Source organism: Kocuria sp. KH4 (assembly GCF_053711175.1).
Genome location: NZ_JBSJYX010000001.1, coordinates 242,273 through 264,986, shown reverse-complemented (window position 1 = coordinate 264,986; position 22,714 = coordinate 242,273). Strand labels below are relative to the sequence as shown.

20 protein-coding genes and 1 tRNA gene are annotated in these 22,714 nt (G+C 73.3%); 10 read left to right on the top strand and 11 right to left on the bottom strand.

Annotated features, from left to right (window positions below):
* Window positions 1-10: 10 nt before the first annotated feature.
* The 3 genes from ACWCOM_RS01280 (at window position 11) to ACWCOM_RS01270 (ending at window position 3,297) form a co-directional block, all read left to right on the top strand.
* Entirely contained in the window at window positions 11-1,519 is a 1,509-nt protein-coding gene (locus ACWCOM_RS01280) for a hypothetical protein (protein ID WP_454546920.1), read from the top strand.
* Window positions 1,520-1,554: 35 nt separating this feature from the next.
* Window positions 1,555-2,286, top strand: a complete 732-nt coding sequence (locus tag ACWCOM_RS01275; protein ID WP_454546919.1) for a hypothetical protein — start codon at window positions 1,555-1,557, stop codon at window positions 2,284-2,286.
* A gap of 150 nt (window positions 2,287-2,436) precedes the next feature.
* Window positions 2,437-3,297 carry a glycosyltransferase family 87 protein gene (locus tag ACWCOM_RS01270; protein ID WP_454546918.1) on the top strand — a complete coding sequence of 287 codons (861 nt, stop codon included), beginning with the start codon at window positions 2,437-2,439 and terminating at the stop codon, window positions 3,295-3,297.
* Window positions 3,298-3,373: 76 nt separating this feature from the next.
* On the opposite strand, the gene ACWCOM_RS01265 is transcribed toward ACWCOM_RS01270, so the two are convergent.
* Window positions 3,374-3,607 carry a hypothetical protein gene (locus ACWCOM_RS01265; RefSeq protein ID WP_454546917.1) on the bottom strand — a complete coding sequence of 78 codons (234 nt, stop codon included), beginning with the start codon at window positions 3,605-3,607 and terminating at the stop codon, window positions 3,374-3,376.
* Window positions 3,608-3,988: 381 nt separating this feature from the next.
* On the opposite strand from ACWCOM_RS01265, the gene ACWCOM_RS01260 reads away from it, so the two are divergent.
* Window positions 3,989-4,579, top strand: coding sequence for a thymidine kinase (locus tag ACWCOM_RS01260; protein WP_454546916.1), 591 nt, complete (start codon window positions 3,989-3,991; stop codon window positions 4,577-4,579).
* Between the two features lie 186 nt (window positions 4,580-4,765).
* Here ACWCOM_RS01260 and ACWCOM_RS01255 read toward each other — a convergent pair.
* Window positions 4,766-4,842: transfer RNA gene (locus tag ACWCOM_RS01255), tRNA-Pro, on the bottom strand.
* A 226-nt stretch (window positions 4,843-5,068) separates the two neighbouring features.
* Here ACWCOM_RS01255 and ACWCOM_RS01250 point away from each other — a divergent pair.
* The 4 genes from ACWCOM_RS01250 (at window position 5,069) to ACWCOM_RS01235 (ending at window position 10,738) form a co-directional block, all read left to right on the top strand.
* Window positions 5,069-6,295, top strand: coding sequence for a M28 family peptidase (locus ACWCOM_RS01250; protein ID WP_454546915.1), 1,227 nt, complete (start codon window positions 5,069-5,071; stop codon window positions 6,293-6,295).
* A gap of 156 nt (window positions 6,296-6,451) precedes the next feature.
* A complete protein-coding gene (locus tag ACWCOM_RS01245; protein ID WP_454546914.1) occupies window positions 6,452-8,035 on the top strand; it encodes a M28 family peptidase in 1,584 nt (527 codons plus the stop codon).
* Window positions 8,036-8,284: 249 nt separating this feature from the next.
* Window positions 8,285-9,868, top strand: a complete 1,584-nt coding sequence (locus ACWCOM_RS01240; RefSeq protein ID WP_454546913.1) for a M20/M25/M40 family metallo-hydrolase — start codon at window positions 8,285-8,287, stop codon at window positions 9,866-9,868.
* 162 nt (window positions 9,869-10,030) lie between these two features.
* Window positions 10,031-10,738: an HAD family hydrolase gene (locus ACWCOM_RS01235; RefSeq protein ID WP_454546911.1), complete on the top strand. Its 708-nt coding sequence runs from the start codon at window positions 10,031-10,033 to the stop codon at window positions 10,736-10,738.
* A gap of 30 nt (window positions 10,739-10,768) precedes the next feature.
* Here ACWCOM_RS01235 and ACWCOM_RS01230 read toward each other — a convergent pair whose 3' ends face one another.
* From ACWCOM_RS01230 to ACWCOM_RS01200, 7 genes are all read right to left on the bottom strand, one after another.
* The gene (locus ACWCOM_RS01230; protein ID WP_454546910.1) at window positions 10,769-11,458 is read right to left on the bottom strand and encodes a cyclase family protein; all 690 of its coding nucleotides are present in this window, start codon (window positions 11,456-11,458) and stop codon (window positions 10,769-10,771) included.
* The gene (locus tag ACWCOM_RS01225; protein WP_454546909.1) at window positions 11,445-12,911 is read right to left on the bottom strand and encodes a purine-cytosine permease family protein; all 1,467 of its coding nucleotides are present in this window, start codon (window positions 12,909-12,911) and stop codon (window positions 11,445-11,447) included. Before ACWCOM_RS01225 ends, ACWCOM_RS01230 begins: the two co-directional genes overlap by 14 nt.
* Window positions 12,908-13,333: a YybH family protein gene (locus ACWCOM_RS01220; RefSeq protein WP_454546908.1), complete on the bottom strand. Its 426-nt coding sequence runs from the start codon at window positions 13,331-13,333 to the stop codon at window positions 12,908-12,910. The genes ACWCOM_RS01225 and ACWCOM_RS01220 overlap by 4 nt, the downstream gene beginning before the upstream one ends.
* Window positions 13,334-13,682: 349 nt before the next feature.
* Window positions 13,683-14,690, bottom strand: coding sequence for an NADP-dependent oxidoreductase (locus ACWCOM_RS01215; protein ID WP_454546907.1), 1,008 nt, complete (start codon window positions 14,688-14,690; stop codon window positions 13,683-13,685).
* Window positions 14,691-14,766: 76 nt separating this feature from the next.
* Window positions 14,767-15,189, bottom strand: a complete 423-nt coding sequence (locus ACWCOM_RS01210) for an organic hydroperoxide resistance protein (RefSeq protein ID WP_454546906.1) — start codon at window positions 15,187-15,189, stop codon at window positions 14,767-14,769.
* Window positions 15,190-15,193: 4 nt separating this feature from the next.
* Window positions 15,194-15,766 carry a MarR family winged helix-turn-helix transcriptional regulator gene (locus tag ACWCOM_RS01205; protein ID WP_454546905.1) on the bottom strand — a complete coding sequence of 191 codons (573 nt, stop codon included), beginning with the start codon at window positions 15,764-15,766 and terminating at the stop codon, window positions 15,194-15,196.
* Between the two features lie 56 nt (window positions 15,767-15,822).
* Window positions 15,823-18,657, bottom strand: coding sequence for an FAD-binding and (Fe-S)-binding domain-containing protein (locus ACWCOM_RS01200; RefSeq protein WP_454546903.1), 2,835 nt, complete (start codon window positions 18,655-18,657; stop codon window positions 15,823-15,825).
* Between the two features lie 183 nt (window positions 18,658-18,840).
* Here ACWCOM_RS01200 and ACWCOM_RS01195 point away from each other — a divergent pair, with 183 nt between their 5' ends.
* Both ACWCOM_RS01195 and ACWCOM_RS01190 read left to right on the top strand, forming a co-directional pair.
* Window positions 18,841-18,999 (top strand): hypothetical protein, encoded by a 159-nt coding sequence (locus ACWCOM_RS01195; RefSeq protein ID WP_170301020.1) that lies wholly within the window; start codon window positions 18,841-18,843, stop codon window positions 18,997-18,999.
* Window positions 18,996-19,568: an RBBP9/YdeN family alpha/beta hydrolase gene (locus ACWCOM_RS01190; protein WP_454546902.1), complete on the top strand. Its 573-nt coding sequence runs from the start codon at window positions 18,996-18,998 to the stop codon at window positions 19,566-19,568. The genes ACWCOM_RS01195 and ACWCOM_RS01190 overlap by 4 nt, the downstream gene beginning before the upstream one ends.
* Before the next feature lie 48 nt (window positions 19,569-19,616).
* Here the strand turns inward: ACWCOM_RS01190 and ACWCOM_RS01185 are convergent, their stop codons facing one another.
* Window positions 19,617-20,534 carry a metallophosphoesterase gene (locus ACWCOM_RS01185; RefSeq protein WP_454546901.1) on the bottom strand — a complete coding sequence of 306 codons (918 nt, stop codon included), beginning with the start codon at window positions 20,532-20,534 and terminating at the stop codon, window positions 19,617-19,619.
* A gap of 14 nt (window positions 20,535-20,548) precedes the next feature.
* On the bottom strand, window positions 20,549-22,705 hold the full coding sequence (locus ACWCOM_RS01180) for a transglycosylase domain-containing protein (protein ID WP_454546900.1): 2,157 nt from the start codon (window positions 22,703-22,705) through the stop codon (window positions 20,549-20,551).
* Between the last annotated feature and the right edge of the window lie 9 nt (window positions 22,706-22,714).

Sequence of the window (22,714 nt, the reverse complement as noted above, 5' to 3'; positions counted from 1 at the left end):
GGAGACAGCCATGCCCTCCATCCCGTCCGCCCGCCGCCCGCGGCTGCTCGCCGTCGCGGTGCTCGCCGGCACCACCGTGGTCGCCGGTCCGCTGCTGACCGCGCTGCCGGCCGTCGCCGCCCCCGTAGGGATCGCCGGCACCGCGGTGCCGGTCCCCGAGGGCACGCCCACCACCGGGCCGGAGCGCTACTTCACCCCCGTCACGCTGAGCAACGGGGACACCGCCTACGGCATCCACGAGGCCCAGCCCCTGGCCCCGACGGGGGAGGACGTCCTCGACGACGAGCACTACGCCGTGGCTCAGCCGTTCGACGACCCCGCCGGAGGCGCGACGCAGGTCGTCGGTGAGAAGGTCGGCGACATCCCCGTCTACTGGGAGCCGGACAACGCCGCGCTGGCCGGGTACATCCTCTCCGTCTACGGAGGCACCGCGGACCCGCACGAGGCGCTGGCCGTCCACTGGGCCGTGCGCTCCCTGGCCTCAGTCGAGGCGCCCGATCCTGAGCTGTCGGGCCTCGCGCGGTCGCACATCGACCGCGCGGCCGTCCTGGTCGAGGACGCCCGCCGCACCGTGCCCGTGCTCGAGGCGCAGAAGAGCTATGCGATCTCCGTGGACCACGCTGCCGACGGCAGCCCGGAGCGCCTGCTCGTCCGGCTTCCGGAGGTCCACGACACCGTGACCGTGGCCCTCTCCGGACCGGTGACCTTCGCCGACGGAGCCCGTGAGCTGACCGTCACGGACGGGGAGCAGGAGCAGGTGCTCGACCTCGCCGTGCCCGCAGGCACCACCGAGGGGAAGCTCACCGCGACCGTGACCGCCACGACGCCCTCCACCGAGCTCACCGTCCTCGCCGACGACCGCTACCGCGACCTGCTCATCGCCGGCCGGGACCGCGCACTGACCTGGTCCGCGAGCGCTGCGTTCACGATCGCCGAGCTCCCCGCACCGGGCGCCGGCGAGTCCGCCGGGAACGAGGAACAGCCCGACGACGGCGACACGGGACCGATCCCCGGCGCCGACCCGGTCGCCGGTGACAACGGCGCCGCCGAGGAACCGAGCGCCGTCGGCCGCGACGACGACCCGCGGCCGGAGCCGTCCGGCGACGGAGCGGTCCGGCCGGAGCCCGTGACCGAGAGCGGCGCCGCGCCCGAGCGGGACGTCCCGGTCGTGGTCGTCGCCCCGGAGGTCGGGCAGCGCGTGAACGCGACCGTGGACGCGTTCGTGCTGTTCGAGGAGTCGACGAGCACGCACACCGAGACGGTCACGGAGACCACCACGACCGTCTCCGGATTGGCCGGCTCCGGCTTCGACAGCGCTGCCGGCTACGACTACGGCGCGGGCTACGGCTCCGTGTACGCCGACGCCGTCACGGCGAACACCGGCACCGGAGCCGTGCAGTCCGCCGGCGCATCGCAGAGTTCCACTACGGTGCTCCTCGGCGTGGTGGCCGTAGGCGCCGGCCTCGGCTCGTGGGCGCTGCACCGCCGCCGGTCCGCCGCTTCCGACCAGACCTCCTGACCGCCGTTGCACCCTTCTCGCTACTGGAGAACCCGATGACCCAGCAGACCCGCATCCTTGCCCTGGCCGCGCTCGCGCTCGCGGCACTCACCGGCTGCGGCAGCGCCGCGGCCGAGGCGCGGTCCGCGCACACCTACGAGCCGCTCCCGCCGCTGTCCACGGCGACCCCGTCCGCCACGCCGGAGCCGCAGCCCACCTCACGGCCCGCCCCGGACGCGGAGGCCCCGTCCTCCGCTCCGGCCGCGGGCAGCGGCGGCCAGCCCGCAGTCGCCGGGAGCACCTCCGGGACGCCCGCTGCCGGGGGAGGCGGCGGCTCAACCCAAGGGGCCGGTGCCGTCGCAGCCCCCGCCCCCGTGGCGGCGCCGGTGCAGGCTCCGGTGCAGGCCCCGGCACAGGCTCCGACCCAGGCGTTGGTGCAGCTTCCTGCACCGGCGGGCGCAGGGGAGTTCTCGGAGAAGATCACGGAGCGGACCACGACGTCCACCACCACGACCACCTCCAGCAGGCTCGAAGCCGGCCTCGTGGTCGAGCTCACCTGCGAGGGCGTGTGCCTGCTGGACGACCTCTCCGTGCCCGAGCTCACCGGCCCGGACGGGCCCCTCGAGCAGGAGATGCTCGCCCGTGCCCTCGAGGAGGAGCTGCGGCGGGCCGGCGCGGACACGTCGCTCACCGACGACCTGGTCGAACAGCTGACCCGCTCCGGGTGGGACCTGGCGGACCGGGAGCTGGAGGACGGGGACGAGACGTTGCTCTTCAAGCTTGGTTGATAAGACCACAGGATGTGAAAGGTGTGGACCGCAGTTGTATGTGTTCTTGATTTCCCATGCAGGGGTACCTCGGTGCCTACGGTGACTTCCACAGTTGAGGGATGGCCGACGGCTCCAGGAGCCGAGTTCTCCAAGCGGTTCCCGTTGTTCATGCGAACAGCGCTGGTAGGGGCATGGGTTCTGGCCGTGCTTGTCCTGGGCAAGATTGTTCAAAGCGTCGTCATCGAACCGCGAGTTTATGGGCAGGACTCGCACGCTTACTGGCTGGCAGCTCAAGGCGATCTTGCCTACAGCAGGGCTGCTGGGACGGTGGATGCCTATTTGTACTCTCCGGCATTCTTGTGGTTGCTCAAGCCGTTGTCCTGGTTGCCATGGCCAGTGTTCTTGGTCTCATGGACGGTACTCCTCCTCCTGACCGCGGTGTGGCTGGTACGGCCCCTGCGCTGGCAGTGGGCAGTGCCGCTCTTCATCTACTGCTTGCCGGAAATCCTGGTGAGCAACATTTTTCTGCTTCTGGCGGTGGCTGCGGTGCTGGGGGTGCGTTGGCCCGGCCTCTGGGCTTTTCCGATTCTCACCAAAGTGACCATGGGCGTCGGGCTGTTGTGGTTCGCTGGGCGTAGGCAGTGGCGGGATTTCTTCACAGGGGCAGTAGCGGCATTGTCCATTGCGGCGATCGGCTACGTGCTGCAACCGCAAGCCTGGGATGCCTGGTTCGATTTCTTAGTATCGAATCGGGACGGCACCCGGGACGGGTTGGGGCTTTTCATATTTCGTTGCTCCATTGCGATCGCTTTGGTTCTCCTGGCCGCGCGCCTCGACAAAGCATGGTTGATAGCCCCTGCCATGCTCCTGGCTTCGCCTGTTTTGGTGTCCATCGTCCCGGCGGCTCTCCTGGTCGCGATTCCCCGGTTAGCGATGACGGGACGCAGGCACCGTGATGTTGGCGCGGCGCCTACAGATCGCTGGGATTCCGCCTCGCAGAGCCATGCAGATGACAGTCAATGGGTGTGAAGGCCTGTAGGACCGGCACACGGTAGTACCTCAACCCCTTTGCGAGCGTGGCGGAGCTCATCGTGGTGTCGTCGGCTCAGACGGCGCCGGACGCCCAGTGCACGGCGAAGCACGCCGTGGCCGCCATGGAGCACAGCCACACGGCGGCCTCCCGCGTCCACGGCACCTTCCGGGTCATCGCGGACGTGACGACGGCCCCGACGGCCAGGCCGATGCCCAGCCACAAGGACCACTCCGTGAACAGCTGCAGGACGGCGCCGAGCACGCCGAAGCCGGCGTCGTCGAGGACGCGGTCGATCTCGAGATTCATGTGGACTCCCCCCGGAGCAAGCGGACGTGGCCGGGCGCTCCCAAGGCGCCCGCGACGAGGACGGTGCCCCGTCGGCCGCGGGGGAGCGAGGATCAGCCGGTCCCCGCGCGGCCGGTGGGCGCGCTCGTCGACTCGGAGCCTAATCCATGCATTTGCGACATGGTCGGTGGGGAGCGTCGCTTCTTCCGGGGACAGCAGGGGGCCTGGGGGCCGACCCCTGGGTGGTGCGGAGCGGTCCGCCTGCGCCCGGGGCCGGGTTCCGTGGACGTACAGTGTCCTGGAACCGTTCGAGCGTCCCCGCCTCGGACCTGCAGCACGCCCCCAGGAGACACCCCTCGTGAACGCCCTCATGTCCTCGGTCCCGCACGGCCCCGCCGCCTGATGGCCAAGCTCTACTTCCGCCACGGCGCGATGAACTCCGGCAAGTCCACGGTCCTGATCCAGGCCGCCCACAACTACGAGGAGCGGGACCAGACGGTCCTCGTGGCCAAGCCGGCGATCGACTCCAAGGGCGCCGGGACCGTGGTCTCGCGGCTGGGGGAGTCCCGCACCGTCGACCTCCTGCTCGCCCCGGAGGACCGGGTGCGCGAGCAGTTCCGCACCGCCGTCGAAGAGCACGGCACCGTGCACTGCCTGCTGGTGGACGAGGCGCAGTTCCTGACGCCGGAGCAGGTGGACGACCTGCTGCGCATCGCCGTGCTCGACGGTGTGCCGGTGCTCGCCTACGGCCTGCGCACGGACTTCCGCACCGATGCCTTCCCCGGCGCGGCCCGTCTGCTGGCGGTGGCGCACACGGTCGAGGAGCTGCGGACGATCTGCCGCTGCGGCTCCAAGGCGATGTTCAACGCCCGGCGCGTGGGCGGGGAGTTCATCTTCGAGGGCGACCAGGTGGCCATCGACGGCGCGGCCGTCTCCTACGAGTCGCTGTGCGCGGCCTGCTACCTCGAGCGTTCCGGCGGCCGGCTGAGCTGACTGCCCGGGCCCGAACGACTCGGCGGGCGCGGGACACGCAGGAGGCCTCCGGGACCGAGGAGTCCCCCGGGGCTCCGGTGCTGTCCCCGGACGTCGCGCCCGGACAGGACGAAAGACCCGGGCATGACGAAAGACCCGGACCCACGTCCGTGGGTCCGGGCCTCGCCGATGTCCTGCGACATCATCTGGTCGGGATGACAGGATTTGAACCTGCGACCTCGTCGTCCCGAACGACGCGCGCTACCAAGCTGCGCCACATCCCGTGAAGCGTCCGGCCTCGGCCGGAAACAACTGCTCCATCATAGCCATCCCGCCCCGTGCGTGGGAAATCGGGTCCACACGGCCGTGTTGCGACAGAGAATGTCATCCGCCGGCAAGCGTTGACCGGAGGCTCCGCTCGTGCTTGCCTGAGCGCACGGCACCGTCGGTTCGCGATCGACATCGGAGGAACGTCCGGCCGGGCACGGCGCCGCATCGTGGGGAGGGGCCGTGCGTCGACGAGAGTCCGGCAGAGGGCTCCTCCTGGCTGCGCTTCTCGCCCTCACGGCCGGCGTCCCTGCCGCGGCCCTTCCGGCAGGCCCGGACGGTGCCGCCTCGACGGAGCAGATCACCCGAGCCGTCACCGCCGAGCAGCTGCAGGGCCACCTGCGGGCGTTCCAGGACGCCGCGGACGCCCACGGCGGCGACCGCGCCGTCGGCACCGGCGGCTACCGGGCGAGCGTCGACCACGTCGTCGAGCGGCTGCGGGCCGCCGGCTACGACCCCCGGGTGCAGGCCTTCACGGTCCCGGCCGACGACCACCACCACGAGTACGACGACGATCACGACGACGGCGCGGACGCGGGGGCCCGTGTCACCTACAACGTCCTGGCGGACACGGCCACGGGGGACCCGGACAGCACCGTGCTGGTCGGCGCGCACCTGGACAGCGTGCCGGGCAGCCCGGGCCTCAACGACAACGGCTCCGGCGCCGCGGGCGTCCTGGCCGTCGCCGAGGCCCTGGCCGGCACCGAGACGCGGAACAGGGTGCGCTTCGCCTGGTGGGGCGCGGAGGAGGTGAACCTCAACGGTGCCGACCACTACGTCTCCGACCTCCGGGCCGACGACCCCGCGGCGTTCGAGGACATCGCGCTGTACCTGAACCTCGACATGGTCGGCTCCCCGAACTACGGCCGCTTCTTCTACGACGGTGACAGCGCCGGGGGCGGCTGGCACGACTCCGTCGAGGCCCCGGCCGGATCGGAGGCCGTCGAGGCGGCCATCGCGGGCTACTTCGAGTCCGTGTCCCTGGCCGCCGAGGAGGTGCCCATCGACGACGGCAGCGACCACCTCGTGTTCGCCGCGGCCGGCGTCCCCGTGGGCGGGCTCTTCACCGGCGACACGGGCGAGAAGACGCGGCGGCAGGCGGACCGGTACGGCGGCGAGGCCGGCGAGGACTACGATCCCTGCTACCACTCCGCCTGCGACGACCTGGACAACGTCGACCTCCAGGTCCTGGAGGAGATGAGCGACGCCACGGCCGCGGTCGTCCTGGGCTTCGCCTCCTCCACGATCGACGACGGGGCGCGCCTCCGTCCCCCGGACGGGTGGCCCCGGCCCAGCGCGCTCGAGGAGCTGAGGCCGGTCCGCACGGGGCTCGTGGCCCTGGGCGTGCTCGCCGCGGTGGCCGCCGGGGGAGCCGTCGCCGTGCGGCGCCGCGCCCGCACGCCCCCGTGAGCCCTGCCGGCCGGAGCTGTGGGCCGATCAGTGGACAAAAGTCATTGACGCACCGGTAACCCGGCTGTGAACATATGCGAATCCGCGTCATCCCCCGATGACTGTGAACCGCGTCACGGCCGGGTCACCTCCGGCCGTCGCTCACCTGGAGGTCCCATGCCCGTTCGCACGCCCAGCTCCTGGATCACGGCGGCCGCCCTGGCCGGCGCCCTGACGCTCACGGCCACCAGCGCCGTCGCGGCCCCCTCCCGCGACCACAGCAACAACAACACCACCCACAAGATCACCCAGGCGGTCTCCGGGCAGAAGCTCACGGAGCACCTGACCGCCTTCCAGTCCATCGCGGAGGCCCACGACGGCAACCGCGCCTCGGGCACCTCCGGCTACCGGGCCAGCGTCGACTACGTGGTCGAGCGGCTACGGGCCGCCGGATACACCCCGGAGGTCCAGGAGTTCACCTTCCCGTACTTCCAGGAGGTCAGCCCCGCCACGGTCAGCGCGGACGGCACCCGGCTCGCCCCGGAGGACGTCGCGGTGATGACCTACTCCGGCACGGGCACCGTCACCGCCCCCGTGCAGGCCGTGGACACCACCGGTGACCGCGCGGCCAGCACCAGCGGGTGCGAGGCAAGCGACTTCGACGGTTTCCGGGCGGGCAGCGTGGCCCTCCTGCAGCGCGGCACGTGCGCCTTCGGGGTCAAGGCGGCCAACGCGGAGGCCGCGGGCGCCTCCGCCGTGCTGATCTTCAACACGGGCCTGCCGAACGCCGAGGACACCGTGGCCGGCACCCTGGGCTCCCCGGAGGCCACCACGCTGCCGACGGTCGGGCTCAGCTACCGGGCCGGCGTGGACCTGCTGGACGCCCAGGAGGTCACGGTCAGCACGGACACCGTCTCGGCGACCCGCACCACCTACAACGTCCTCGCCGAGACCGGCACGGGCGACCCCGAGAACACGGTCATGGTCGGCGCGCACCTGGACAGCGTGCTCGAGGGCGCGGGCATCAGCGACAACGGCACCGGCTCGGCGGGCATCCTCGCCATCGCCGAGGCGATCGCCAAGACCAGGACCGAGAACAACGTGCGCTTCGCCTGGTGGGGCGCGGAGGAGCTCGGCCTGCTGGGCGCCGAGCACTACGTGACCGATCTGCGGGAGAACGACCCCGAGGCCTTCGAGGACATCGCGATGTACCTCAACTTCGACATGATCGGCTCCCCGAACTACGGGCGCTTCGTCTACGACGGCAACGCCTCCACGTTCGACCCCGGTGACACCAACGTCCCCGAGGGCTCCGGCGCGATCGAGGCGGCGTTCCACGAGTACTTCGCCTCGGTGGGACTGGCCTCCGGCGACACCGAGTTCAGCGGCCGCAGCGACTACGGCCCCTTCATCGAGGCCGGCGTCCCGTCCGGCGGGCTCTTCACGGGCGCCGAGGGCGTGAAGACCGAGGAGCAGGCCGAGCTGTTCGGCGGGCAGGCCGGCGTGGCCTACGACTCCTGCTACCACTCCGTGTGCGACGACATCACCAACGTCAACCTCCAGGGCATGGAGGAGATGTCCGACGCCGCCGCGGCCGTCGTCCTGCGCTACGCGATGTCCACCCACGACGTCAACGGCGAGGGCGAGCCCTACAAGCAGAAGGGCAAGGGCGCCGTCGGCCACCCGAAGGGCAAGGACCGCGGCCACGGCCCGCACTCCGAGCACGGGCACGGCCACGGTCACGACCAGGCGGCCGCCTGACCGCCACGGAGCTCGACGGCCGGACGGCCCTGCCGGGACGCACCGCGCGTCCCGGCGGGGCCGTCCGGCTGCTCCACCGGGCCGAAGTCCTCGTCGCAGGTCCCCGCAGCCGCCGCCCGCGCCACAATCGGTCCGAACATTGTGCCTCTGACCTGGGGCTGAGATGCTGTGCGCGGGTCTCCACCCGCTCGTGGGGCCCATGATGGACACGGTCGAGCCCCCGATCGGCCCCAGGCCCCGGGAGGACCCATGCCGCACCGCACACCCCGCCGATGGACGGTGGCCGCGACCCTGGCCGGCACCCTGGCGTTCGCGGCGCCGGGCGCCGTCGCGGCCCCTCCGGGGGCCGGTGACGACGACGGAGCAGCCGCCGCCCTGGCCGTGCCCCCGGGACAGGTGATGTCGCACCTCGAGGTGCTGCAGGCCGTGGCGCACGCGAACAACGGCACCCGCGCCTCGGGCACCCCCGGCTACCGGGGCAGCGTCGACTACGTGGTCGGCCGGCTGCGGGCCGCCGGCTACGCCCCGCGGGTCCAGGCCTTCACGTTCCCGTTCTTCCAGGAGCTCGTCCCGACGACGGTCGCCGTGCCCGGCCCGGGCGGCGTCCCGCGGCTGCTGACCGCCGGGGAGGCGTCCGTGATGGTCTACTCCGGCTCAGGAACCGTGACGGCACCGGTGCAGGCCGTGGACACCACCGGCGCCCCGGGAGTGAGCACCAGCGGGTGCGAGGCCGAGGACTTCAGCGGTTTCACCGCCGGGAACGTGGCGCTGCTTCAGCGCGGCACGTGCCCCTTCGGGACGAAGGCGGCCAACGCCCAGGCCGCCGGGGCGGCCGCCGTACTGATCTTCAACACGGGCCTGCCCGGCGAGGAGGGCGTGGTCGCCGGCACCCTCGGGGAGCCCGGCGGCACGACGCTGCCGGTGGTCGGGCTCAGCCACGCGGCCGGGACCGCGCTGCTGGGCGGAGGCGAGGTGACCGTGACGGCGCAGACCGTCTCCGAGAACCGCCAATCCTTCAACGTCCTCGCCGAGACGAGCACGGGCGATCCGGGGAACACCGTGATGGTCGGCGCCCACCTGGACAGCGTGCCCGAGGGCGCGGGGATCAACGACAACGGCTCGGGCTCCGCGGGGATCCTGGCGATCGCCGAGGCGCTGGCGGACACGGACACCGCCAACACGGTGCGCTTCGCGTGGTGGGGAGCGGAGGAGTTCGGTCTGCGGGGGTCCCAGCACTACGTCGCGGACCTCCGGGCCAACGCCCCCGCCACGCTGGAGGACATCGCGCTGTACCTGAACTTCGACATGATCGGCTCCCCGAACTACGGACGCTTCGTCTACGACGGCGACCACTCCGCGTTCCCGCCCGTGCCGGGACCCGAGGGACCCGTGACGGCGCCGGAGGGCTCCGCCGCGATCGAGGCGGCCTTCCACGAGCACTTCGGCTCCGTGGGCCTGGCCTCCGGGGAGACGGAGTTCAGCGGCCGCAGCGACTACGGGCCGTTCATCGCCGAGGGCATCCCCTCCGGCGGCCTCTTCACGGGCGCCGAAGGAATCAAGACCGCGGAGCAGGCCGCGCTGTTCGGCGGCCGCGCGGGGGTCGCCTACGACTTCTGCTACCACGCCGCGTGCGACGACCTCGCCAACGTCGACGTCCGGGGGCTCGGCGAGATGACCGACGCGGCCGCGGCCGTGATCTCGCGCTTCGCGGCCTCCACCCAGGACGTCGACGGCGCGGGCGAGGGCGGTGGGCGAGGCAACGGCGAGGTCCCGCTCGGCCCGGCCTCCGCGGACCGGGGCCGTGGCCCGCACAGCGCCGCCGAGCCTCGCTGATGCGGTGACCGGAGAGGGCCGGAGTCCGGCCGCTCGGCGATCCGCATCGGCAGCCGCGCAGTCCGCGGGCAACCGGCCCCGTTCGGCCGGTGCGCTCGCGGTCCTCGTGCGCCGTCCCCGCCGCCCGTTGCCCGCCCGGCCATCGGGTGGGAGGGTGAGGCCATGACTGCTCCCCGGACCCCCGACTCCTCCGCCTCCGTCAGGCGCGGCGTCCTGTTCGACGTCGACGGCACCCTCATCGACTCCAGCTACCTGCACACCGTCGCCTGGTGGCACGCCTTCAACCAGGCCGGCCACGACGTGCCCATGCACCGGATCCACCGGCTCATCGGGATGGGCTCGGAGCAGCTGATCGACGAGCTGCTGCCCGCCGACCGGGACACCGACGAGGACGACGCCATCGGGGCGGCCCACGGCGCCCTGTTCTCCGTGCACTGGTCCGGCCTCAAGCCCACCCGCGGGGCCGCGGAGCTGCTGCGCCGCTGCACCGACGCCGGGCTCGTGGTGGTGCTGGCGTCGTCGTCGAACGTCACCGAGGTCGCCGCCATGCGCGAGGCCCTGGGCTCCGACGACGTCCTCACGGCCGTGACCACCGCCACCGACGCCGAGCGCAGCAAGCCCGCCCCGGACATCTTCGCCGCGGCGCTGGAGGCCGGGGACCTGCGCCCGGAGCACACGGTCGTGGTGGGCGACGCCCGCTGGGACGTGGAGTCGGCGCGGCAGCTCGGGCTGGACGCCGTGTGCGTGACCAGCGGCGGGATCAGCGAGACCGAGCTGCGGGAGGCGGGGGCAGTGGCCGTCTACGCGGATCCGCAGGCCCTGCTCGAGGACTTCGAGCACAGCCCGCTGGGCCGCCTCGCCGCCGGCTGAGTGCGGCCGGGCTCGGCCGGGCGCCGGACCTCAGCCGCCCGCCGGGTCCCCGTCCCCGCCGGCGTCCGGCCACATCGCCACGGCCCGCACGGGGGAACCGTCCATGCCGGTCAAGTGCAGCGGCAGGGCCGCGAACACGGCCCCGGGGCGGTCCACGGCCGCGAGACCGGTGAGGTTCTCCACGATCGCCCCGCCCGCCCCGAGCACCACCTCGTGCACGGGCAGCGCCACCGGGCCGGTGGCGTCCGCGGTGGGCGTGGGGTCCGGGTTGAGGGTGTCCACCCCGAGGGTGCGCACCCCGGCCGCGACCAGGCGGCGGGCGATCTCCGGGTCCAGGACCGGGTGCTCGAGGTAGCGCTCGGTGCCGAAGTGCGCCGACCAGCCGGTGCGGAAGAGCACGATCGTGCCCGGCGCGAGCCGGTCGAGCTGCCCGGCCACGTCCGTCCAGCGGATCACCCGGCCGGGCGCGCAGCCCGCGACGTCGACGACCAGGGCCGGTCCCACGAGGGAGGACAGCTCCAGGGCGTCGACGTCGGCGCCGCCCTGGACCGTGTGCGAGGGGGCGTCCACGTGCGTGCCGGAGTGGGTGCCGAGGTGCAGCTCCGCGACCCGGAACCCGTCCTGGGCCACGGTCGCGGCGGTGCGCGTGCGCACGTGCGGATCGCCCGGGAAGACCTGCATCCCGGTGCGCACCGGGTGGCTCAGGTCAACGACGCGCACCGGTGGCCTCCGGCTCGGCACCGCTGCCGGGGGTGCCCTCCGCCAGGTGCCGGGAGACCGGCCGGTCTCTGCGGATCCGGCGGGCCGCCGCGGCCCACGCGAGGTAGAGCACGAAGGAGATCACGAAGGTGGGGATGGTCGCCCCCACGGGGCTGGCCAGCACGTAGGTCAGCAGCAGCGAGGAGCCCGCGCCCACGAGCCAGGTCAGCACGGCGGCGGCGTTCACCCCGCCGCGGTACCAGTACTTCCCCCCGCGCCCGCGCAGGATGTCGGCGTCGTAGGAGCCCTTGTGGACCACGTAGTAGTCGGCCAGCATCACCGCGAAGACCGGCACGAAGAGCGCGCCGATGACGGTGAGGAACGCGGTGAACTGGCCCAGCAGGCCCAGCCAGGTGGCCCCCACCACGGAGATCGCGCCGAGCACCAGCGCGGTGGGCAGGAACCGGAGCCGCGAGGACGGCACCATGTTCACCACCGAGGAGACCATGCCGTAGACCACCATGGTGTTGGTCGCCATCACGGACAGGAACACCACCACGGCCAGCGGGGCGCCGAACGCCTCGACGATCACGGTGGGGTCGAACGGGACGGCCTCGCCGCCCTCGAGGACCACCCAGGCGATCGCGGTGGCGCCCAGGGCCATGGCGAGCGTGGTGGAGAGCGTGTAGCCGACCGCCGAGCCGACCACGCCGGCGGACTGGGTCCGGGCCAGGCGGTTGAACTCCGCCGAGAGCACGGTCCAGGAGATCGCGGTGGCGATCACGACGTCCAGCACCGACACCGCGGTCCAGCCGGCGGACGGGTCCGCCGGCAGGGCCAGGAAGTCCCCGACCGGGTGGGTGGTGAACGCGACGACGAAGATCCACGCCATGATCGCCAGGATCACCAGGGCCAGCCACGGCTCGACCCGGGCGATGCCGGTGTGCCCGAAGATGGCCAGGCCCACCACCACCAGCTGGGCCAGCACGGAGAACAGCACGGGGCTGGAGAACCCGGTGGCCTGGGCCACGACGTGGTTGACCGTGACGCCGGCGAGCATCGCCTGCACCCAGCTCCAGCCCATCAGCACCACCACGTTGGCCACGACCGGCAGGAAGGAGCCGCGCAGCCCGAACGCGCCCTTGGTCAGCGCCATGGTGGGCAGGCCGGTGCGGGTGCCCATGTTGCCCACCAGCACCAGCACGGCCCCGCCCAGCAGGGTGCCCAGCAGGATCAGGCCCAGGGCCGTGGCCCAGGGGACACCGGGCACGAACAGGGTGCCGGTGAGCAGGGTGGTGACCACGAGGTTCGCCGCGAGCCAGATCATGGTGATCCGCCCGGTGGGCAGGGTGCCGCGCAGGGGCCCGTAGCCGTCGGTGTTCTCGTCGAGGTGGTCCGAGAGGCGGGCCCAGGGCGAGGTGGCGGGCCGGGACCGCGGGGCGCGGCCGGCGGGTGCGGGATGCTGGGAGCTCATCGGCCCTCCTGGGCGCTCGAGGTGGGCGGGGCGGCGGGGGAGAGGTGCTCGTGGACGGCCAGGAGCTCCCCGGAGTCCCGGCGGGCGAAGACGACGGTCTCCCGCTCCTGCGTGGTCTGCGGGCCGTCCGGGGTGCGGACCGTGGTGCGGACGTCGTGGGTGAAGATCCCCACGGAGCCCAGCACCTGGACCCGGGCGGCGGAGCTGCGGCACTCGAGCACCCGCCACCCGGCGTCCAGCCACGAGCGCCACAGCGCCTCGTAGGCGGCGCGGTCCTCCAGGCGGGTCGGCTCCGTGTGGAAGACGAAGGTGGCGTCGGCCGCGAAGGCCGCGAAGTAGGCCTCCGTGTCGGTGGCGGCGAACGCCGCGACGAGCGCGTCGGCGGCTCGCACGACCTCGTCCTCGGTCAGGGCAGCTGGCATGGTCCGCGCTCCGCATCGTCGTGGCGGGACACCGTGGCGGCATCCGTGGTGGGAGACCGGGGCGGGCGTCCGTGCTGGAACCGGGGACCCGGCCTGGCGGCCGGGTCCCCGGGGGCTTGTCGGGTTGATGCCTGTAGGGCAACAAATGTTGCCCTAGTTTGTTGTGATGACCACCACTCTGTCAACCGGTTCATGACACGGGGTCCGCGGACCGCACACCGGGCCGCCCGCATCCGTGGGCACCGCGACCGCCTCGGCGCGCCCGGGCCGGGATGCGCGCGCACCCCGGACCTCAGGGTGTCCGGGGTGCGCGCGCTCGCCGCACGGCGGTGCGGCGACGCCGTGGGGCTCAGAGCCTGACCACCATCTTCCCGGTGTTCGCGCCGGCCAGCAGGTCGATGAACGCCTGCGGGGCGTCCTCGAGGCCCTCCCGCACGGTCTGGTCCCAGGAGATCTCCCCCGAGGCCAGCCAGCCGGCCATCCGCTCGCGGAACTCCGGGGCCATGTCCTGCCAGCCGCCGACCAGGAAGCCCTGCAGGCTCAGCATCTTGCCGATCGCCAGCGCCAGGTTCCGCGGCGCGGCAGGCGGCTCGGTGGCGTTGTACTGCGAGATCGCCCCGCACAGGCACACCCGGCCCCGGGTGTTCAGCACGGAGATCGCCGCCTCGAGGTGCTCGCCGCCCACGTTGTCGAAGTAGACGTCGATGCCCTCGGGCGCCGCCTCGCGCAGCCGGTCGAGCACGGGCCCGTCGTGGTAGTCGAAGGCGGCGTCGAAGCCCAGCTCCAGCAGCCGCCGCACCTTCTCCGGGGAGCCGGCGCTGCCGATGACGCGGGCGGCGCCGCTGAGCCGGGCGATCTGCCCGACCAGCGAGCCCACGGCGCCGGCGGCCCCGGAGACGAACACCGTGTCCCCGGGGCGGAACCGCGCCGCGCCCATGAGGCCCGCGTACGCGGTGAGGCCGGGCATCCCCAGCACGCCCAGGTAGGCGGACTCCGGGGCCAGCTCCGGGTCCACCACGGTGACGGACCCGGCGTCCAGCAGGGCGTGCTCGCGCCAGCCCGCGCTGTGCAGCACCGTGGCTCCCACCGGCAGCTCCGCGGCGCCCGAGGCGATCACCTGCCCCACGGCGCCGCCGTCGAGGGGCTGGTCCACCTGGAACGGCGGGACGTAGGACTTCACGTCGTTCATCCGCCCGCGCATGTAGGGGTCCACGGACATCCAGCGGTTGGCGACCAGGACCTGGCCGGGGCCGGGCTCGGCCAGCTCGGTCTCCTCGAGCCGGAAGTTCTCCGGCACGGGGGCGCCCTGCGGGCGGGAGGCCAGGGTGATCCGGCGGGTGCGGGTGGGCTGCGTCATGCGGTGCTCCATCATCGGTCGATCGGTCGGTCGGGTGCGGGGCCGCGTCCGGGGGCGCGGCCGGGGGCGGTCCGGGTCAGTCCTGGGCGACGTCGACGACGACGTCGATGTTGCCGCGCGTGGCGTTGGAGTACGGGCAGACCTGGTGCGCCCGGTCGGCCAGCGCCCGGGCCGTCCGCTCGTCGAGGTCGGGCAGGACGACCTCGAGGGCCACCTGCAGGGCGAAACCGCCCTGGCCGTCCGCGCCGATGCCCACCCGGGCCCCGACGCTCGAGTCGCCCAGGTCGACCTTCTGCTGCCGGGCGACGAGCTGGAGCGCGGAGTGGAAGCACGCGGCGTAGCCGGCGGCGAAGAGCTGCTCGGGGTTCGCGCCGTCGCCGGAGCCGCCCATCTCCTGCGGGACGGCCAGGCCGAGGTCGATCCGGCCGTCGCTGGTGCGGGTGCGGCCGTTGCGGCCGGCGCCGGTGGCGAGGGCCTCGGCGGTGTAGACGGTCTGCATGGGTTTACTCCTCGGTGGGGTGATCGGTGGGGTGCTGGGGGGCCCGCTCGCTGGTGTGCTGCGTGGCGAGCGGGGGCGTGGGGGCGGCCGGGGCGGTCCCGGGCACGGCGGGTCCCGGGCCGGTGGCGTGCGGGCCCGTGGTCGCAGGGCCGGAGGGGCCGGCCGCGCCGATCCGGCGGGCCAGCCGGTGCAGGGTGGCCATCTCCTCCGGGGTGAGCCCGGAGGCGGCCAGGACGCGGCGCTGCACGTCCGGGGCGTGCCCCCGCAGGCGGTCGCCGGCCGCGGTGAGGTGCACGGTGACGCGCCGCTCGTCCGCACGGCCCCGGCGCCGCTCCAGCAGGCCGCCGGTCTCCATCCGCTTGAGCAGCGGGGACAGCGTGCCGCTGTCCAGGCGCAGGCGGGAGCCCAGCGCGGTGACGGTCTGCCCGTCCTCCTCCCACAGCGCCAGCAGCGCCAGGTACTGCGGATAGGTCAGGCCGAGCTCGGCCAGCGGCTCGCGGTAGGCCGCCGTCGTGGCCCGGGACGCCGCGTAGAGCGCGAAGCACAGCTGGGCGTCCAGCCGGAGGTCTGCATCCATGCCTGACATGGTTGCACGCAATTCAATTGTGCACAACCTAATGCGGGGCGGGGAGCTCAGCGGGTGGCCGCCTCCAGGTGCTCCAGGACGTGCCGGTAGGCGTGCCCGGTGGCCTCCGTCATGCCCTGCTCGCACGTGCGGTTCAGGGAGGCGTAGGCGTCGAAGCGGCGCTGGTTGACCTCCTGCGCCTCGGCCGCCGTGGCCGAGGCGGTGAACTCCGGGTGCAGCATGCCGCGGTCCCCGGCGTAGGCGCAGCAGCCCCAGGCCGTCGGCACGACCACGTCGTCGCTGATCGCGCGGGCGATCGTCTCGAAGGCCCCGGTGACGCCCAGGTGCACGCTGGAACAGGTGGGGTGCAGCGCCATGGAGCCCACGGGGCGGCTCACCCGCAGCTTCCCCAGCACCCGGTCGGCGACGAACTCCACCGCGTCCACGAACCGCAGCGCGTGGTACTCGCTCGAGGCCGCCGCCCGCTCCGCCATGGTCTCCAGGCCCTCGGTGCAGGAGGCGGCGTCGCAGACCACCGGCAGCGCGCCCTGCCCGGAGGCCTCCCACAGCGCCGCGAGGGTGCGCTCCGAGATCGTGGCCCAGCCGCTGGGCAGGCCCTTCGACTTCCACGGCGTGCCGCAGCACAGGCTGCCCACGCCCTCCGGCACGGTGACGCGCACCCCCGCGCGGTCGCACAGCGCCAGGAAGGCCTGCGACGCCGTCAGGCCCTCGCCGCCCGGGGGCCCGAACATGGTGTTGATGCAGGCGGGGAAGAACACCGCCTCCGCGCCCGCGTCCTGCCGGCGCGGCCGGGCCGGGCCGCCCCCGGGCAGCTCGTCCTTGTACTGCGGGACGTGCTCGGCGCCGAGCGCTACCCGGGCCACGGCGGTCGCGGCCGCCGGCAGCACGGTGGGCAGGGCCTTCGCGGCGGTCAGGCCGAGCCCCGCCCCCGTCGTCGTCGCGCCCCAGGCCCTCGCGGCGAGGCCCCAGCCGGCGTCCGCCACCCTGCTGTGGTCCTCCGCCCGCAGTCGGCGCACCAGGTCGCCCGTGTTGATGAGCACCGGGCAGGCGGTCACGCACATCCCGTCCACCGCGCAGGTCTGCAGGCCCTCGTAGTCGTACTCGGCGCGCAGCCGGGCGGCGAGCGCCGCGTCCCCGCGCTCCTCGGCGGCGGCGATCTCCCGCCGCCCCACGATCCGCTGGCGCGGGGTGAGGGTGAGGTCCTTGGACGGGCACACCGGCTCGCAGTAGCCGCACTCCACGCACCGGTCCACCTCCTGCTCGACCGCGGGCGCGGTCTTGAGGTCGCGCACGTACACCGCGGGGTCCTCGTTGAGCAGCACCCCGGGGTTGAGCAGGCCCGCCGGGTCGACCAGCCGCTTGAGCTCGACCATCACGTCGTAGAGCTCGTCGCCGTACTGGCGGCGCACGAACGGGGCCATGTTGCGCCCGGTCCCGTGCTCGGCCTTGAGGGACCCCCGGTGCTCCAGGACGAGGGCGACCATGTCCTGGGTGAAGCGCTCGTAGCGGGCCAGCCGGTCCGGGCGGTCGAAGTGCTCGTTGAGCATGAAGTGGACGTTGCCGTCCTTGGCGTGGCCGAAGATCACCGAGTTCCGGTAGCCGTGGGCGTCGAAGAGCGCGGTCAGCTGCTCGCACGTCTCGCCCAGCTCGGGCACGGGGACCACGACGTCCTCCAGCAGGGCGTTGGACCCGCTCGGCCGGTTGCCCGCCACCGTGGTGTACAGGCCCTTGCGCACCGTCCACAGCGCGGCCCGGGCCGCGGGGTCGTCGGTCAGGGCGGCGGGCACGGCCAGGTCCAGGGAGCGGAACAGCTCGCCGGCCGCCGCGGAGAGCTCCCGCTCCTCCTCCGGTGTGGCGCCCTGGTACTCCACGAGCAGCGCCGCGTGCTCGTCGACGTCCACGTCCATGATCTGCGCCGGCGCCAGGCCCGTGCGCTGGGAGACCTTCAGGGACGTGGCGTCCAGCAGCTCCACGGTGGCCGAGCGCGTGCCCACGAGGGCTGGGACCGTGCGGGTGGCCGAGGCCAGGTCCGGGAACACCAGCAGTCCGGTGGAGGCGAACGGCAGGATCGGCACCGTGCGGAAGACCGCCTCCGCCACGAAGCCCAGCGTGCCCTCGCTGCCGATCAGCAGGTGCTCCAGGATCCGGACCGGCTCGTCGTGGTCCAGGAACGAGTTGAGGCCGTAGCCCATGGTGTTCTTCATCGAGAACTGCTGCTCGATCGTGCGCACCGACGCCGGGTCGGCCCGCACCCGCTCGCGCAGCTGCAGCAGCCCCTCGTGCAGCGCGGGCTCCAGCGCCCGCAGCCGGGCGTCCGCGTCCGGGGCGGCGGTGTCCACGGTGGTCCCGGAGGGCAGCACGACCACCATGGACTCGAGCGTGCGGTAGGTGTTGGCCCGGGTCCCGCAGGCCATGCCGGAGGAGTTGTTCGCCACCACGCCGCCGATCGTGCACGCCGCCTCGCTCGCCGGGTCCGGGCCCAGCTTGTGCCCGTGGGGCGCCAGCCGGGCGTTGACCTGGCGCACCGTGGCCCCGGGCTGCACCCGCACGCGCCGGCCGCCGTCCAGCACCTCGACGGCCCGGAAGTTGCGGCGCACGTCCACGAGCACCTGGTCGGTCACCGCCTGTCCGGACAGGGACGTCCCGCCGGAGCGGAAGGTCAGGCCCAGCCCGTGCCGGGACACCGCGCGGAAGAGGTTGCCCATGTCCGCCGCCGAGCGGGGGCGGACCACCGCGGCCGGCTGCAGCAGGTAGTGCGAGGCGTCGTGGGCCAGCGCCCGGTGCTCGAGCTCCGAGTCCACCACGGCGTCCCGGCCGCACCAGGTCCGCAGGTCCTCCAGCAGTGCCTCGGCGGCGGTGGGGCGGGAGTCGGCGACGGTCATGGGGATCCTCCGGGAAGTCGGGTCAGCCGGTGTGGTGCGTGCCACAACCCATGGTAGGACCACACGGGCGGTGGTGGGGCGTCCGGGGCGGGCCGTGGCGCGGACGGTTGTGACCGGCGCCGATTTGCGGGAAGCTCGGCCCACGGGCACCCGGGCCCGCACCCGACCCTGGAGGAGACGACCATGGACCCCATCTGCCCGTCCTGCGGAGGGCCGCTGCGCCAGATCCCCGAGGACCAGTGGCCCGAGGGCGGACCGGTGCCCGACGGCACCGAGGAGATGTACCTCTGCGACCGCTCCAACCACCGGATCATCGTGGCGGTGCCCGAGATCTCCGGATGACCGCCCCGGACCCTGCGGTGCGCACCGTCGTGGTGGTGCACGGCTACGACGCCGCCCCCGACCGGCACTGGTTCCCGTGGCTGCGGGCGGCGCTGGCCGCCGACGGCGTGCGCACCGTGCTCGTGGAGCTGCCCGAGCCCTCCGCCCCGGACCCGGCGGCGTGGCAGGCCGCCGTGGCGCGGGCGGTGGGGGAGCCCGACGAGCACACCCACCTGGTCGGCCACAGTCTGGGCTGCATCACGATCCTGCGCCACCTCGCCGACCTGCCGCGGCCCTGGGTGCTGGGCGGACTCGTGCTCGTGGCCGGCTTCACCGGCCCGCTCGAGAGCGAGCCGTCCCTCGACGCGTTCCTCGCCGAGGACGTGGACGTCGCCGCGGTGCGAGCCCACGTGCGACGCCGGCTGGTGCTCCGCTCCGACGACGATCCCACGGTGCCGCCGGCCTCGACCGACGCGCTCGCGGCGCGGCTGGGCGCCGAGCTGCGGGTGGTGCCCGGGGCGGGGCACTTCCGCGGCCAGGACGGGGTCACGCGGCTGCCCGCCGTCCTGGACGCCCTCGTCCCGCGCTGAGCGCGCTCCGGCCGCGGCGCGCCGGCCGGGACCGGCCGGCGCGCGGGGTCAGTCGGTGAGCGTCAGCAGCACGGCCTCCGGCGGGCAGAACAGCCGGATCGGGGCGAAGCGCGAGGTGCCCAGGCCCGCCGAGATGTTGACCGGGACGCCGCCCTGGGTGATCAGGCCCTGGCAGCGCTCCGGCTCGAGGTCGCAGTTGCTCACCAGGGCGCGCCCGCCGGGCAGGCAGACCTGCCCGCCGTGCGTGTGGCCGGCGAGCACCAGGTCCGCGCCGTCGGCGGCGAAGCGGTCCAGGGTCCGCAGGTAGGGGGCGTGGGCCACGCCGAGGCGTAGGTCCGCCGTCCCCGGCGCCCCGAAGCCGGGGTGCCGGTCGTAGCCCAGGTGCGGGTCGTCCACCCCGGACAGGTCCAGGCGCAGGCCGGCGACCTCCATCCGCGCGGAGCGGTTGATCAGCGGGGTCCACCCGGCGGCGTCGAAGGCGTCGTGCATCGCCCGGGTGGGCAGCCGGGGGGCCTCCTCCCGGGACTCGCCGGAGGTGTCCCGCCACAGGTAGCGCAGCGGGTTCTTCGGCCGCGGCGCGAAGTAGCAGTTGGACCCGGGGACGTAGGCGCCGGGGAAGCGCAGCAGCGGCTCGAGGATCTCCAGCAGCCAGGGCAGCGCGTCGGGGTGGGAGAGGTTGTCCCCGGTGTCCACCACCAGGTCGGGCTCCAGCCGCACCAGCGAGTGCACGAAGTCCCGCACCGAGCGCTGCCCGGGCCACACGTGCAGGTCGGACAGGTGCAGGATGCGCAGCGGCGGGCGGCCCGGGGGCAGCAGCCGCAGCCGTTCGGTGCGCAGCTGGAAGCGGCGGCGCTCGACGACGACGCCCCACGCCCCGAGGCCAGCCGCCGCGGCGGCTCCGGCCCCCGCGGCGGCGGCGGCCGCGCGCAGGGCCGGGGCGGCGTGCACGGTGTTCGCGGTGCTCATCCGGCGGTCCGGGCTCAGCCCGGCCGCGAGGTGCCGTTGCGGCCCTCGAGCACCCGCTCGGAGGGCTCCTCGAACTCCCCGGTGTCGTAGTCCCGGGCCACCTCGCGCATGAAGCGCTGCCACTGGCCGCCGGCGTAGGTGGAGCCGTCCACCCAGTCGTCGCCCTCGGTGCGCTTGCCGCCGATGGACAGCCCGTTGAGCGAGCGGGAGCCGAACTCGTAGTTGCCGACCCACGAGGCGGTGGCCAGGCCCTTGGTGTAGCCGACCATCCAGGTCTGGGTCGAGTTGTCCGTGGTGCCCGTCTTGGCGGCGGAGGCCCCCGGCAGGTCGATGTCCCGCTGCCAGCCCGACCCGCGGATCAGGGTCTGGTTCAGGGCGTAGTTGACGCCGTCGGCGACGTCCTCGTCGATGACCTGCTCGCAGGAGGTCCCGGGGATCTCGTACTCCCGGCCCGTGTAGTCCACGACCTTCTCCAGGGCGCGCGGCTCGCACATCTCGCCGCGGTTGGCGAAGGCCGAGTAGGCCCGGGCCATGGTCATCGGGGAGATGTCCACGGAGCCGCCCAGCAGGGAGGACAGGACCGTGGTGTCCACGGGCTCGCCGGCCTTGCCGTCGCGGATGCCCAGGGCGTCGGAGATCTTCCCGATGTGGCACAGGTCCAGGTCCTCCGCCATCGCGTAGATGGCGGTGTTGATGGAGTTGTACAGGCCGAAGTCGGCCTCCATCTGCCGGGTGTAGCCGGATTCCGCGTTCTGGATCTCGAAGCCCGCCCCGTTGTTGCCCGGCTCGATCTTGTAGCCGCGCTCCAGGCAGGAGGCCTTCCAGCGGTGGTCCGCCGGCCACCGGGTCTGCGTGGCGTCCAGGATGTCCTCGGCCCCGTTGCCGGCGTCGAGCCACGTGGCGTAGGTGAGCGGCTTGTAGGTGGAGCCCACCTGGAAGCCGCCGGCCCCGCCCATCGCCCGGTCCACGTTGAAGTTGTACGTGGTGTTGGAGCTGCCCTCCTCGCCGGAGTAGTACGTGTTCTGCGCCATGGCCACGATGTCGCCGTTGGAGGGCTCGAGGGACACGAGGGCGGTGGAGACGTTGTCCGGGTTGTCGTCGCGCGGCTGCGTCTCGTTGACCGCCTCCTGGGCGCTGCGCTGGGCCTCGACGTCGAGGGTCGTGGTGATCGTGAGCCCGCCCAGCTGCAGCGTCTTCAGCCGCTCCTCGGGGGTCTCGCCGAACGCCGCGTCCTGCAGGATGAGGTTCTGGACGTAGTCGCAGAAGTAGGGGGCGATCTCCGCGGCCGTGCACCCGGAGTTCGTGCGGTGCAGGTCCAGCTGGATGGGCTCGGCCGCCGCTGCCGCGTGCTCCGCCTCGGTGATCGCCCCGGTGCCCAGCATCGTGTCCAGCACGATGTTGCGCCGCTCCGTGGCCGCCTCGGGGTTGGCGGCGGGATCGTAGTAGTTGGGGGACTGCACCATCCCGGCCAGCACCGCGGCCTGGGAGATGCTCAGGTCCGAGGCCGGGATGCCCCAGTAGTACTGGGCGGCGGCCTCCACGCCGTAGTTCTGCCCGCCGAAGAGCACCATGTTGAGGTAGCCCTCCAGGATCTCGTCCTTGGACAGCTCCTGCTCCATGGACAGGGCGAGCTTGATCTCCTTGATCTTGTCCGCGTAGCCCTTGTCGGCGCCGATGGTCGTGGCCTCCTCGCCGGCTCGGACCTGGGAGTCGATGATCAGGTTGTTCACGTACTGCTGGGTGATCGTCGAGGCGCCCTGGCGCGCGTCCGGGCGGATGATGTTGTTGCCCAGCGCCCGGGCGATGCCGCCGAGGTCCACGCCGCCGTGCTCGTAGAAGTCCCGGTCCTCGATGGCCAGGATCGCGTCCACCATGTGCGGGGAGATCTGCTCCATCGGGACGGGGGTGCGGTTCTGCGCGTAGAACGAGGCGATCTCGGTCCCGTCGCGGGCCACCACCGTGGAGGCGCGGGACATCGGCCCGGCCTGCATCTGGGCCGGGAGGTCCTTGAACCACCCGATCGAGGCGTTGGCGGCGAGGCCTGCGGCGGCCGCGGGCGGGACCAGGAGACCGGCGGCCACGATGCCGGCGACGATGCTGGTGGCGATGAACGCCACCACGTTGCCCAGGGCCGACGGTGACTGCGCGGCGGAGTTCTTGCGGGAAGCCATTGGGACAGT